This is a genomic window from Methanoculleus formosensis (assembly GCF_025384765.1).
GTDB lineage: Archaea > Halobacteriota > Methanomicrobia > Methanomicrobiales > Methanoculleaceae > Methanoculleus > Methanoculleus formosensis.
In genome coordinates this window covers 332,098-344,892 of sequence record NZ_VHLL01000001.1, presented here as the reverse complement: position 1 = coordinate 344,892, position 12,795 = coordinate 332,098, and the positions used below count along the sequence as shown (strand labels likewise).

The window sequence follows — 12,795 nt, the reverse complement described above, 5'->3', positions numbered from 1 at the left end:
GCGTAGTTATTCGCGGTTGGGCGGCGGGAGGTGTCAACCTTCCGAAACGATCCGGGAGGGGGGAGCCCGTCACCAGTCCCGGATAAGAGAGAGGAGCATCTTTCTGACCTGGGTGGTCAGCTCGCAGGAGGGGTTAATCTCCAGCGCCTTGTCGGCGCACGCAAGCGCGTGGCGGTACATGCCGAGATGGTAGAGGACGCTGCACTTCATGCTCCATCCGGCGGCGTACTTCGGGTCGATCGAGAGCACGTTATCAAAGCACTCGAGCGCTTTGCGGTACTCGCCGAGCGCGTAGAGGGCGCCGCCTTTCAGGCTCCAGACCCGGGCGCTCCGGGGATCGTCGGCGATGGCACGGTCGTAACAGTCGACCGCCTCCTTGTGCCGGTGCCCGAGGAAGTGAGCGTAGCCGAGATCCGTCCAGGCCGCCACGAAGTGGGGGTCGATCCCGAGAACACGCTCGTAGCAGGCGATCGCGTCGTCCAGGCGGTGCATCGCGACGAAGACGCCGCTCCGGTTATACCAGGCGACCGCAGAGTCCGGGCTCAGTTCCACTGCCCGGTCGTAGCAGGCGAGCGCCTCATCGAGGCGGTTGCGGCGGCGGTAGAGCATCCCCCGGGAAACCCAGGCGGGGGCAAAGTCCGGGTCGATCGCGAGCGCCTTCTCCCAGCAGCCCAGTGCATCCTGGTCCCGCCCCAGAAGGTCGAGAAAGACCCCCTTGTTGTTCCACATCTTCACGTTTGCCGGATCGTCTCTGAGCACCCGGTCAAAACAGTCGATCGCCTCGCCGAACCGCCCCTGTTGTGCAAGGGAGACGGCTTTCCTGCTCACTGCAGAATCAGTGTTGGAGCCTTCCCGGTCCCCGGGCTCGCTCCTGCCGAAGAGTCTCTCGGTGATGCTCACGCCGGACATTCCCCCCATGGTCAGGCAACTGGTAGCGCGCATATCATATAACCGTTGCCCCGGCGGGAGGGCCCGGGAGGTAGACCCGCCGGCTTTCAGGGGGGGTCTCCTGGGTGCGTCACCCGAGGCGACGTCGTGCTGCCGGAAGCACCCGCGCCACCCGCCCGGCACCTCCCTCGCGGCGGAGCTCGGTATGCACCCGGGCATGGCAGATGCCGCAGAGCGTGATGAGGTTCTCCGGGTCGTCGTTCGTGGGGTTGTGGTCGATGTGGTGGATGTGGAGGTCCTGCTCTCCGCCACAGACAGTACACGTGCTCCCGTCGCGTTCAAGCACGGCGTTCCGAATCTCCTTCCACGCGGAAAGGCCATACTTGTCCCGTGCCCGGATGGAGATCTCGAACCGTTCGCAGTAGACGAGGGGCGCCCTCCTCACGGCAAACGGGCACCGGCAGCAGAGTCGGCGAAAACCGTTCCGGGCGGGATCGTCTCCGCAGAGAGGAGGATTTGAGCGATCAAACGCATCCAGGCAGAGTTGAATCTCAGTGATCACGATCTAAAAGAGGGTGGGTTTCGGGACGGGATAAGGGTCCCACCCACCCCGCGGTCACGGTGGGGTCGGGACGGGCGTCGCGGGGGCCACGGACGTCCGGCTCTGGTGCAGGACGTCGCCCGCGAGACTCCGGATCTCGATCTCGACCGCTGCACCGTCCGAGGGGTCGTCGCGCGGGACGACGATCTCGATGGGTTTCGCACGGGAGATATCCTCGTATTGCACGTTCTCCCGGGTCTCGATCGTCGTGCCCCACGAGACGTTCCGCTCGATCCTGCAGGTCGCGCTGTAGGTTCCCGGTCCATCGGAGTCCGGGACGAACCGAAATTCCACGCGGTCGTCGTAGGAGGCGGTCTCGCTCAGGAACTCTGTGGCTGCCGGCCCCGTAACGGACTGCCCGCCATCGGTGCATCCGGCACCGAGGAGCGCCGCCGCGAGAAGCAGGTACGCGAGAACCAGGCGCGTTGTCGTTGTAATCGTCATTGCTGCCTTCTGTCCGGCACTACCGCAGGCGTGCGATACGGACAGAGAAGTATTGACACCGGGACACAAAAATTGATTCTGCGCGGGGTGCGCCGGAACGTCACTCCTTCTTCTCCTCCCGGTAGGGGATCGGGACATAGGCGACCGAAGGGCGGCGGGGCATCGCCTGGGGGAAGAGATCCATCAGCCGGTAGATCCCGGCAGGCATCCCGGAAGTGACCGGAAGCCCGAGTTCCCGGGCCTGCTCGAAGGTGATCGGGTAGTCGTGCGTCCATGTCCCCCCGGAGAGCAGGCGCGCGAGGCGGTCGGCCCGCCCGGCGTCCATCCGGTCCCGGAGGAGATCGGCCACGAACTCCCGCATCTGGGTCTGGGCCTTCGCTGCGATGTCGACCAGGACGAATGTCTCGTCATCGATCTCCTCCGGCGGTTTAAGGTGCGGAACCCGCAGGAGCGATGCCGCCGGGTACTCCCCGATCCGGGGGTCGACCGGGCCGAGCACGGCGTTCTCGTCCATCGCCACCTCGTCGGCCGCGAGGCAGAGGAGCGTCCCCCCGGACATGGCGTAATGGGGAACGAAGACCGTCACTTTGCCCTTATGGCGCCGGAGCGCCATTGCGATCTGTTCCGAGGAGAGGACCAGGCCGCCGGGGGTGTGGACGACAAGATCGATCGGCATCTCCGGGGTGGTGAGCCGGATCGCCCGGAGAACCTCCTCTGAGTCGTTGATATCGATATAACGGTAGATCGGGATACCCAGAAAGCCGATCCTCTCCTGCCGGTGGATGAGGGCGATGACCCGGGTACGGCGCTCGACTTCGAGACCCCGGATCGTCCGCATCCGGCGGGCCCGGATCGCCTGCTGCTGGACGATCGGCACCGCGAAGAGAAGGAGGATGACGGCGACGAGGAGCACCGTCCAGAGATCGGGCATGCCGGGAGCGTAATGCACACCCTGATAAAGAACGTTCGCCTCGCGAGACGGCTCAGGAGAGGAACTCGTCTATCGACGCCTGCCGGGTGCGCCCGCCCTCGAGCGTCGAGAGCCTGACCCCGATGAGCCGGACGGGCTCGTCGTTGAGGAACGGTTCAAGCAGCCCGGACGCGGCCTCCCGGATCGCCGCGGGATCGGTGGTGAACCGCGGGAGCGTCTTCGACCGGGTGTGCGTCTGAAAGCCGCGGTACCTGACCTTGACCGTGACGGTGCGGCACCGGAGGCCCTCGGCACGGAGCGTCCGGGCGACGTCGTCCGCAAGGTCGGCGAGGGTTCCCGCGAGGATCGATGGGTCGGCGGTATCCGCTTCAAACGTCGTCTCCCGGGAGACGGATTTACACCCCTCCCGGCCCCGCACCTCACGGTCGTCGATCCCCCGGGCGAGGCGGTGCATCAGGATGCCGTGTCTCCCGAACCGGGCGATGAGATCCTGGACATCGTGGGATGCAAGGTCGCCGACGGTCAGGACACCCATCTGCCGGAGTTCTTCGCCGGTCTTCTTCCCGACACCGGGCACCTTCCCCACCGGCAGGGGAGCGAGGAATCCGGCGACCTCTTCCGGGAGGACGACCATCAGGCCGTCGGGCTTCCGGTAGTCGGAGGCGATCTTCGCCACGACCTTCCCCGGGGCGACGCCGACCGAGCAGGTGAGCCCGGTTTCTTCGCGGATCTCCTGCTTGATCGCTCTGGCAAGCGCGTTTGCCGCCGCAAAGCTCCCGGCACCGCTGACGTCGAGGTAGGCCTCATCGATGCTCACCTGCTCGATGCGGTCGGCATGGCGGGCGAGTATCGCCATGATCTCTTCAGAAACCCTGGAATAGAACGGGTGATCCACCCGGAGGTAGACGCCGTGGGGACAGAGGTCGTATGCCCGGGATATGGGCATCCCGGAGTGCACTCCGTAGCGGCGGGCCTCGTAGGAGCAGGTGCTCACGACCCCGCGGCCCGCCCCTCCTTTCGGGTCGGCGCCGACGATCACCGGCTTTCCGGCAAGGGACGGGTCTCGGCGGGTCTCGACGGAGGCGAAGAAACTGTCCATATCCACGTGCAGGACGATCCTGCCGCTGACTGTCACTTGATGAAGACCTCCTCCCGTTTCTTACGAGAGTGTTGGGGGTCGGGCGATATAGGGGGTTTGGTGGGGGGGCTTGGTACTGAAGGTGAAGCCAATCGCGAATGAGGCCGGGACGGTGGCTAAAGAGGATAAGATCCAATAGAGGGTTTACTCCAAAGCATTTCTACCGATACGTGCGAATTCACAGTCACGGCTTACTTTTAGGACGACTTTCGTATGAGATTGACCTCAAGAGATTTCCGAACTTTCGATGCGTCCTGAACAGGGCACTTATCTCCTAGGTATCTACCATCTGAACCAGATCCAAGGAGGGAAACAGCGTTCCACTAGGTCTCACCAGGTGGGAGAGGAACCGGGAGAGGACACCTCCTCCCAGCAGAGATGTTTTGGGACGAACATCATAGCAGGTTGCGCAACAAAGAATGAGGTGACTGCATCATAGCCTTCAAAATATGAGAGTAGAATGCATTGATTTAGTATGGGTCCAAATAAGCCATTCCAGTCAGTCACCAAGTTTTTTACGGGTACATAACAATTTCCATGTGTGATGCCTCTTTCCCGAGAGCGAAATTCTCTCATGCAGATTACATATCAATGGGTTGATGGATTAGGACCGGTAATTTTAGTAAGATATAAGAAAAGGCAGTTTTACTTATGCATATGCCATCACCGAAAAGATCGATCAATTTGGTTTTTCGGCCTTGAAAAGATATTTTGTGCTCGGTGCTGTGGCATAATATCAGGTCTAATAATTGGTATTCCATTGAGATTTTTAGGAGTTACCTTTCCCATTTCAGTCAGTTTAATCTTAATCATACCATTGATAGTTGATGGTATCACTCAACTATTTGAATGCCGTGAAAGCAATAACGTATTTAGAGTAATATCAGGATTTTTATTCGGAATCGGATGTATTTGTGTCCGATCAATTTCATAATATTTATCATTAGGGAAATACCATTTCGCTTTATGCCCCCACAATCGGTAATGACAATGACTGAGATATCAGAAGCGGCCGCTTGTATTTGTATAGCTGTGCCTGTTGTTGCTTATTTTGGGGCTGTTGCAATAGGTTTCAAAGGGGGTATACTCAATTATATAGTAGCATTCGGTGCCATAATTGGGTTTATATTGGCAATGATATGTATGACAGCTTATTGGCGCAACTTTCAGTGACAGAATTATGCAATAACCTGTTGTTGCCTAAATATTATGACCCCCAACATTGTCCCAAAACATATTAGCTGGAAGATGTGTCCTTTTTTCAACCCCCAGATAACAAAACATTAACGATAGGCGTTTCCCCCATTCTGACCTTTGCTATGACTCCAAGTGAGAATGTACCATATTTAGGCATTCCAACTAAAATGCAGCAACGGTTTACAGATACTTTCAGATAACCTACCCATCACCCTTCGTATGAGGTTATTTTGTTGAGTTTGCGTACCTCCGATGCAAACACCTACTGCGCGCCTCTCCATGACCAAAGAGAGCATTTCGGAGATTTGGAAGGGTAGAAGTGCGAACGAATCACTGAAAACAAGCAAACATTGTGATACGAACATTCAGCCTCATAATACGGGGGCGAGTGAGAACCACTCGCTCCACCTTCTTCCGTCTGATCGGCAGGAATGTTTGCGATCGCGGATTATGAGGACGTGCAAATAAAAGGGGGTATGGAGTTGTTTACCGCGCCGGGATGATGAGCGAGCGCTCGCCGGCGGGCATGAACTCGCGGATGGCACCCTTCGCGAACTCGCGGCGGGGCTCGGCGAAGTCGAACCTCAGGCTCGGGTCGGCGAAGCAGACCTTCACGAGCGGGCTGTAGCAGAACGCGTCGCCGCGCCCGTAGTGGGAACCACCGACGATAGCGGCGTACTCGCCCTGGTGTCCGACGTTCATCGCGTAGTTCGGGTAGTTCGGGCCACGCAGTTCTCCCATCAGACCGCGGTCGGACTCCATGGAGAGGGAGTTCGCGGAACCGCACTGGTCCTGGAGGTCGTAGCCGAAGAAGCCGAGACGCGACCATCCGTCCTTGTGCAGGAGCATGGAGAGGTACCATCCGTTCAGACCGGCGTTCGAGTTGCCGGTACCGATGGAACAGGTCAGACCGGATGCGGCGGCGATGACACCGGCACGCTGGGAACCGCCGAAGTGGTCCTCCATCATGGTCGGGAACTGTTCGTACTGCTCCATGGCGTTGAGGGTAACCTCGGTTGCGAGGTCGTTGACGATCTCCTGGGTCGGCTTGATCTTGTCCTTCGCGCCCGGGTTGCGCCAGTCGACCTTGTACTTGTCCTTGATGTAGTCCATACCGTAGTAGGTGAACTCGTCGAGGATGTTGTCGGTGTAGGCCGCGGTTGCGTACTGGGTGAATCCGACACCGCCGGACATGTAGGAACCGAGCCAGATCTGGTCGTAGAGCATGGTTCCGGCGCCGACAACCTCAAGGGCAGCCTTTGCGGGGTCGTTGGGGTACTTGCGGTTCGCCTGGATGATATCGGCGAAGAGGCCGAACTTGATGCCACCGGGCTCGTTCGGGCCACGGGCACGCCGGGCGGGCAGGATCGAGCCCATCTGGACGACGCCTGCGTGCTTTGCAGCGTAGGAGAGGTCGGCGACGGCCGCTTCACCGGCGCACATGCGGTAGGCAGCGATGAAGGACATACCGATCTGCATCGCAGACCACCGGGAGGTCGTTCCACCGTCGCAGGTCCTCGAGACCGCGGTCGGGATGTGGATCGCCTGATACATGCTCTTGCCGACCTCGCCCTTGAGTTCCTCGGCCTGCTTGGCGGGGAAGAGCTTCTCGATGTTCAGCAGGAACTGGGGCTCGATGTCGTCGGCGAGTTCCTGGTCGCCGGTGAAGACCTTGACGTAACAGTCGTCGACAAGGCCGGGGTGGGTCTCGACCATGTGTTCCTGGACGACGGCGCCGCCGGGCATCGCGTGGTTCAGGATGTGGAGGTACTCGTTGATCGTCTCGGGGGTGACTTCCTTACCGAGACGCTTCTGCAGGGTCTGGTGGGCGAGGTCCATCCCGACGATAACGGTCCGCCGGATGTCGTCCCACATCTGCTGCATCGCGGAGTTGTTGACGAAGTGCAGGTCGTCGCCCTCCACGAAGACGCCGGTGCCGGAGACCTCGTAGGTCATCAGCTGGCGCTGGCCCATCGGGATACCGCCAAGGTGGCAGCGCTCGGGGTCGTACATGGAGATACCGCGGTCCATCTCGACGGCGCGGCTCGCCTTCATGAACTCCATCTTACGGGGGGACTGCCGGACGCCGTTGAACTTGTAGAACTCAGCGGTCTCGGACTCGACGTCCTGGCCCTGGAACTTCTCCTTGAGTGCCTTCAGGAACAGTTTCTGGGATCTCTCAATCTTTGCCATTGTAATCACTCCTCTTTCGGCATGAAGCCGTATTTCGTGCGCAGCGAGTGGATGCGCTGGACATATTCGACGTACTCGGCGTCGTCACGGTAGGCGGTTCCGACGAGCGAGTGGAAGATCGTCGTGTGGGCCTTGAGCCACTTCTCGTCCATGGGCTTGCCGACGGCAACCGCGCGGTCGAGGGGCTCGCCGATCTGGTTCTTGACGTACTTGACGATGCCGTCCTCGCCGAGGACGTTCCTCTGGAGCATGTCGAACATCATGCCGTCTTCAGCGAGACGGAGCGAGTGGCCGTGCACGGTCGCACCACGGATGCCGACGAGAGCGGGGTCGAACATCTCGGTCTCGATGAGGTCCTTCGCGTACTTCTCGAGGTCACGCTCGCGGCACTCGACGATCTGACGGCCGGAGAGCGTACCGGGGTCGATACCGCGGAAGCGGTACATCTCGGTGTAAGTCCGCTGGTAGGGCTGTGAGGGGGCGTTGAACATCGAGTCCGCGAACTGGATGTAGCGGACGCGGTCGCCGGCCTTTGCACCCTCGGTGGGCTTGACGAGCTTGCGCATGGGGCAGTTGACTTCCTGCTGCTCGGCGAGCGGCGGGTGAGCCGTCGGGTATGCCGATCCAGGAGCACGGTGGCCGAGGATCAGCACGATGTCCTCATCCGTTACGGAACGAACCTTCTCAAGCTTCTGGCCTGGGTTCATCTGTTTGCGCCGGTTCTCGGCGACAATCGATGTCCCGGGACCGTACTGGGGCTTGTATGCCATTTTTCCATTCACCTCAAAGTGATTGATATCTTATCCATTTCCTGTCTTGAATGAGTTTCAGCCATATTTCCGGAATTTATGCGCCTCATGTCACTGTTCCGTCCGAAGAATCACCGGGCTCTCCCCTTTGCGGGGGTCCGTGAGACCGATGAGCGATCCATCGGCGTCCGGTCCATACCTCGCGTAGTCCACGAGCGTCGGGGTGGTCTTCATGAACTTTCCCACCTGGAGCAGGTAGGGGAACTCCACAAAGAAATCGTCGCAGAGCGACCGGATCTCCTCGATAACGGAAGCGTCCTCGACCTCCAGGATGACCGTGCCCACCTGAACGCGCAACGCAATCTCGGCATCAGCGACGCGGATTGCTGTGCGGTCGGAGTGAGGGTTCGGGCTTCCTCGTGCCGGCCCGTAAGGTACGGTCTTCGGCAGGCCGGGTCCGTGAATCATCATCCGGCGGATGCCGGCGATGCCGGCAAGCATATTGAGCAGGCGTTCTGCGGTCCCGGGTTTGAGCATCCGTAAGGGCACAATCCGGGCCTGCGGAAATGCGGCATTCGTCATTCGAATCTCTGCTCGCTCAGGCTCCGTTGGCGATCTGGTCGATCGGCTTGTTGAAGACGTCGATCTTACCGTAGGTGTCGGCGAAGAGCTTGGAGGTGCTCTCGGGCGAGAACATCTGCGTTCCGGCGTCGAGTGCCGCTGCGGCGACCACGCACGGGATAGCCACACCGTTTGCGTGTCGGGTCACGACGTGGTTGCCGTTGAAGATACCGGGGCCGCCACCACCGTAGATCGAGTGGCTGAAGAACGAGAACCCGACGGCGGTACCCATGACACGGCCGTAGTCGGTGCTCGGGAGACCGGTCTCGTGCTCGAGCAGGTCGTTGAAGTAGAGGAGCGTCGCGGAGACCGCCTGGGCGAACCGTCCGGCACCACAGTTGACGATGGTGGCTGCCATGGTTCCTGCAGCGGCGTAGGCGTTCCAGAGCATCGGGTCCTTCGTGTCGTAGAACTGGAAGTACCCGCCCTTCTTGCCCGGAGCGATGACCTTGTCCTCGATGGCGCGCTCGACCAGGCTCTGGACGACGGTGCCGACGGTGCCGGTCTGGCCGTTCGCCTTGACGAGGTCGTAGACCATGTTGTTCGCGTTCAGGCCCTGGTAAGCGTAGGCGAGGAGCTGGGCGCGCTCGAACGGCCCGACCGCGGATCCCATCTCGAAGATACCGGCGGTCTCGAGGGTGGATGCGAGTGCTGCACCCTGCAGGGCGTTCCTGCCGGTCATCATGACGGTGTGGTTGACCGGGATGTTCCTGAGCGCGTAGCCGATACCCTCGTTGTTCTGGGGGATCGTCAGGATCGACGTGACAAGCGCGCCTTCCATGTCCTGCGTGTGGGGGTAGCTGCCCCAGCAGGCCGCCTTGACGGTGGATGCATTGAAGGCGTCGACGTTGAACTGGTCGACGATCGAGAAGGTGGTCGCGGCTGCAACCGAGGTGATCGCGGCGTCGTAGGTGGACGCGTTGACCAGGCGCTTCGTCGGGACCTGGACGAGCAGGAGCTTGCCGCCGTTGAACTCCAGGATCTCGGTGTCGTCGCCCTCGGTGACCTGGATCATCTCCTTGATCTTGGCAACGATCGCGTCCTTGTTCTCCATGATGGGGAGATCGAGTTCTCTTCCCTTGATCTTGCCCTTTCCAAGCTTGCCGACCTTGAGCGCATCCTGGATGCCGCCAAGGTTTACGCTGATCGTTCTCTTGGTCAGGTCGATGATCTTACCTGTGGCCGGGTTAACCAGCGGGCTGATTCTGTCGAGGGTGACGCCGCTCTTGAGCAGCTTCCCGTCATCAGAATAGAGATCGATTGTTTCCGTGTATTTAGCCATAGTATTTCATCCTTTTACCCTTGTTCAATACGTTCCGTTCATGCAAAGGGACCAAGACAGTCATCTGTTCCGGATCCCTGAAGGCCGCTACTGCACGTCCCAAAAGGGACTATAAGAGTAGAAGGAGAGTTGTTAATAAAATTTGCGAAATAAGACGGGATTTTTTGCAAAAAATAATATTAATACCAATTATATTCCCAATTGGATATTTTAAAATCGGGATTCAATTGTTCAAAAGATTGAACTCGATCCTTAAAAAGGGTTTCTCAATGACGCCGGTAAGGCGTTATCGCCGCGGAGAGGAGGTCGAATGAGGGAACGTATTAAATATTACGCTGAACAATACTGATAGCAATAATTAAAATTGCTGCACCTGAAAAGTACCCAACTGTACCCGAATACCTAGGTTGGGCGTAAAGACATATAATCCTACCCCTGAGAGGGGAGGATTTTCCGAGTGGTCGATACCCGAGTCCCCTTTTTTCAAATATCCAGGATAAAAACCGGAGATAGAAAGAGAGCAACTATATAGTGCCCCAGTAACCCGCCTCTTCCGGACGATGAAGGCGGCATACCCCTCTCCCGCCACCCTGCGTGCGACCCCCGTCTCGCGGCGACCTGCAACACATCGAGGATTTTCGCGGCAGGTCAAAAAAAACTGGTTTCAAACACCACGATGTAAATCTCGTAACCTTGAGTTAATTGTAAATGCGGAATTGTTAAATACAAATCATTACAAGTTATGACAAAACGATCATCCCGGCGCTCCGCCCGGGTGTTTCGTTTTCCCGGGCGAGCAGGATCCCACCATATCGCAAGGCTCTGCTTGCCGGGTATGGAGAATCCTGGCAGATCCTCCAAAATCGGGGTACCCGATAATGGGCGTTGCCTGGGTTACCGCACCCCATCTGGCCGGCCCCACGAGAACCGGGGGACCGGCCATTCCAACTACATCGAGGCATAACCATGGCGAACAGAATTACATTGAACATGATCACCCAGCGCTCCATCGAAGAAGGCGTTGCGATGGAAAAGGGCAAAACGACCCCGGAATACTTCGAGGCCTGCTCGATCATCGAGATGCACGACGACGACGTCAGGACGCTCGGGCTGGTTCCGAACCAGCTGGTAAAAGTAACAAGTGAATGCGGAACCGTGATCGTCAAGGTCGTCAAGGGGCGCCAGTCGCTCTATCCCGGCCTTGCATTCATCCCGCAGGGCGTCTGGGCGAACCAGATCGTTCCCCCGAGAACCCAGGCGACCGGGGAACCCCAGTACAGCGGTTTTCCTGTGACGGTCGAGCCGGCGAACGGTGAGCGGCGCAAGAGTGCGCTCGAACTCGTTCAGGGGGCCGTCGGTATGTGGAGAGGTGATCAATAATGCCAAAGAAAGTTGAGAACGTCGGATGCCCATACTGCGGCGTCTGCTGTGACGACCTTGTCGTGACCGTATCGGACGACGGAAAGAAGATCCTCGAGGTGGAGAACGCCTGCGCTATCGGGAACGAGATCTTCCACCACGCGACGCGCGGCAAGAGGATTCAGTTACCCCGCCTCCGCCAGCCGGACGGCACCTATAAGGATATCTCCTACGACGAGGCGATCGATTACGCAGCGAAAGTCCTCTACAATGCGAAGAAGCCCCTGATCTACGGGTTCGGGTCGACCAACTGTGAGGGCATGGCCGCCGCGGCCAAGGTTGCTGAGAGAGCGGGCGCCGTCCTCGACAACTGTGCGTCTATCTGCCACGGATCCTCGTTCCTTGCGATATTCGACAACGGCTACCCGAGCTGCACCCTCGGCGAGACGAAGAACCGGGCGGATGTCATCGTCTACTGGGGCGCAAACCCGGCACACGCCCACCCGCGGCACATGTCCCGCTACTCGATCTTCCCCCGCGGCTTCTTCACAGGGAAGGGCCACAAGAGCCGCAAGATCATCGTCATCGATCCGAGGCACACCGACACCGCCCAGGTGGCGGATATCTACCTGCAGGTGAAGCAGGGGCACGACTACGACCTCTTCAACGCGTTCCGCACCGCCCTCCGCGGCCATGAAATCCCCGCCGAGGTTGCCGGGATCAAGCGCGAACAGATCCTCGAGGTCGCCGAGATCATGAAGAAGGCCCGGTTCGGCACCATCTTCTACGGGATGGGACTCTGCCACTCCGACGGCCGGAACCATAACGTGGACATCGCCATCAGCATGACCCGCGACTTAAACGACTTCACCAAGTGGACGATCATGGCGATGCGGGGTCACTACAACATCACCGGGCCGGGCGCGGTCTGGTCATGGCAGTTCGGCTACCCCTACTGTCTCGACCTGACGAAGAAGGACATCGCCTACATGAACCCCGGCGAGACGAGTTCCATCGACCTTGCCATGCGTGACGAGGTGGATGCCTTCATCAACATAGGGACGGACGCCGGTGCACATTTCCCGATCGAGGCGGTCAAGCACCTCCGGAAGCACCCCTGGATCACCATCGACCCGAACATCTGCATGGCGAGCGAGATCTCCGATCTCCACATCCCGGTAGGGATCGTCGGGGTCGAGGTTCCGGGCATCGTCTATCGGATGGACAACGTCCCGATCCAGTACCGCAAGGTCATCGACCCGCCCGAGGGCGTTCTCAGCGACGAGGAGGTCTTCGAGCGGATCTTCAAGCGGCTCGGCGAACTGGAAGCGGAAGAGGCCGCGAAGGGGCCTGCGAAGGCCGTCCCACAGGGCATCCGCGCGGAGGAATAAA

The 12,795-nt window shown here is 59.4% G+C and carries 12 protein-coding genes; 3 read left to right on the top strand and 9 right to left on the bottom strand.

The window, feature by feature from the left end:
* Positions 1-69: 69 nt before the first annotated feature.
* The 5 genes from FKB36_RS01865 to dinB form a co-directional block, all read right to left on the bottom strand.
* The gene (locus FKB36_RS01865; RefSeq protein WP_261596325.1) at positions 70-942 is read right to left on the bottom strand and encodes a tetratricopeptide repeat protein; all 873 of its coding nucleotides are present in this window, start codon (positions 940-942) and stop codon (positions 70-72) included.
* A gap of 76 nt (positions 943-1,018) precedes the next feature.
* Complete coding sequence (locus FKB36_RS01860) at positions 1,019-1,333, bottom strand: HNH endonuclease (RefSeq protein WP_261596324.1); 315 nt, start codon at positions 1,331-1,333, stop codon at positions 1,019-1,021.
* Positions 1,334-1,504: 171 nt separating this feature from the next.
* Complete coding sequence (locus FKB36_RS01855) at positions 1,505-1,933, bottom strand: hypothetical protein (RefSeq protein WP_261596323.1); 429 nt, start codon at positions 1,931-1,933, stop codon at positions 1,505-1,507.
* A gap of 100 nt (positions 1,934-2,033) precedes the next feature.
* Positions 2,034-2,864: an SDH family Clp fold serine proteinase gene (locus FKB36_RS01850; protein ID WP_261596322.1), complete on the bottom strand. Its 831-nt coding sequence runs from the start codon at positions 2,862-2,864 to the stop codon at positions 2,034-2,036.
* A gap of 52 nt (positions 2,865-2,916) precedes the next feature.
* Positions 2,917-3,999, bottom strand: coding sequence for a DNA polymerase IV (dinB, locus tag FKB36_RS01845; protein WP_261596321.1), 1,083 nt, complete (start codon positions 3,997-3,999; stop codon positions 2,917-2,919).
* Positions 4,000-4,546: 547 nt separating this feature from the next.
* Here dinB and FKB36_RS13370 point away from each other — a divergent pair.
* Positions 4,547-4,936 (top strand): DUF2085 domain-containing protein, encoded by a 390-nt coding sequence (locus FKB36_RS13370; protein WP_390895689.1) that lies wholly within the window; start codon positions 4,547-4,549, stop codon positions 4,934-4,936.
* Between the two features lie 749 nt (positions 4,937-5,685).
* Here FKB36_RS13370 and mcrA read toward each other — a convergent pair.
* The 4 genes from mcrA to mcrB form a co-directional block, all read right to left on the bottom strand.
* Positions 5,686-7,392 carry a coenzyme-B sulfoethylthiotransferase subunit alpha gene (gene mcrA / locus FKB36_RS01840; RefSeq protein WP_261596320.1) on the bottom strand — a complete coding sequence of 569 codons (1,707 nt, stop codon included), beginning with the start codon at positions 7,390-7,392 and terminating at the stop codon, positions 5,686-5,688.
* Between the two features lie 5 nt (positions 7,393-7,397).
* Positions 7,398-8,162: a coenzyme-B sulfoethylthiotransferase subunit gamma gene (gene mcrG, locus FKB36_RS01835; RefSeq protein ID WP_261596319.1), complete on the bottom strand. Its 765-nt coding sequence runs from the start codon at positions 8,160-8,162 to the stop codon at positions 7,398-7,400.
* A 90-nt stretch (positions 8,163-8,252) separates the two neighbouring features.
* Positions 8,253-8,723 (bottom strand): methyl-coenzyme M reductase operon protein D, encoded by a 471-nt coding sequence (gene mcrD, locus FKB36_RS01830; RefSeq protein WP_261596318.1) that lies wholly within the window; start codon positions 8,721-8,723, stop codon positions 8,253-8,255.
* Between the two features lie 16 nt (positions 8,724-8,739).
* Positions 8,740-10,044: a coenzyme-B sulfoethylthiotransferase subunit beta gene (gene mcrB, locus FKB36_RS01825; protein WP_261596317.1), complete on the bottom strand. Its 1,305-nt coding sequence runs from the start codon at positions 10,042-10,044 to the stop codon at positions 8,740-8,742.
* A gap of 966 nt (positions 10,045-11,010) precedes the next feature.
* Between mcrB and FKB36_RS01820 the strand changes: the two genes are divergently transcribed.
* Together FKB36_RS01820 and FKB36_RS01815 are read left to right on the top strand one after the other, a co-directional pair.
* Positions 11,011-11,424: a molybdopterin dinucleotide binding domain-containing protein gene (locus FKB36_RS01820; RefSeq protein WP_261596316.1), complete on the top strand. Its 414-nt coding sequence runs from the start codon at positions 11,011-11,013 to the stop codon at positions 11,422-11,424.
* Positions 11,424-12,794, top strand: a complete 1,371-nt coding sequence (locus FKB36_RS01815) for a formylmethanofuran dehydrogenase subunit B (protein WP_261596315.1) — start codon at positions 11,424-11,426, stop codon at positions 12,792-12,794. The genes FKB36_RS01820 and FKB36_RS01815 overlap by 1 nt, the downstream gene beginning before the upstream one ends.
* Position 12,795: the final 1 nt, after the last annotated feature.

Bases quoted from the DNA above. Each gene is read 5' to 3' on its own strand.
- FKB36_RS01815 (WP_261596315.1), top strand. From the start codon at position 11,424: ATGCCAAAGAAAGTTGAGAACGTCGGATGCCCATACTGCGGCGTCTGC.
- mcrG (WP_261596319.1), bottom strand. From the start codon at position 8,162: ATGGCATACAAGCCCCAGTACGGTCCCGGGACATCGATTGTCGCCGAG.
- FKB36_RS01820 (WP_261596316.1), top strand. From the start codon at position 11,011: ATGGCGAACAGAATTACATTGAACATGATCACCCAGCGCTCCATCGAA.
- mcrD (WP_261596318.1), bottom strand. From the start codon at position 8,723: ATGACGAATGCCGCATTTCCGCAGGCCCGGATTGTGCCCTTACGGATG.
- FKB36_RS01865 (WP_261596325.1), bottom strand. From the start codon at position 942: ATGCGCGCTACCAGTTGCCTGACCATGGGGGGAATGTCCGGCGTGAGC.
- FKB36_RS01850 (WP_261596322.1), bottom strand. From the start codon at position 2,864: ATGCCCGATCTCTGGACGGTGCTCCTCGTCGCCGTCATCCTCCTTCTC.
- FKB36_RS13370 (WP_390895689.1), top strand. From the start codon at position 4,547: ATGCCTCTTTCCCGAGAGCGAAATTCTCTCATGCAGATTACATATCAA.
- mcrA (WP_261596320.1), bottom strand. From the start codon at position 7,392: ATGGCAAAGATTGAGAGATCCCAGAAACTGTTCCTGAAGGCACTCAAG.
- FKB36_RS01855 (WP_261596323.1), bottom strand. From the start codon at position 1,933: ATGACGATTACAACGACAACGCGCCTGGTTCTCGCGTACCTGCTTCTC.
- mcrB (WP_261596317.1), bottom strand. From the start codon at position 10,044: ATGGCTAAATACACGGAAACAATCGATCTCTATTCTGATGACGGGAAG.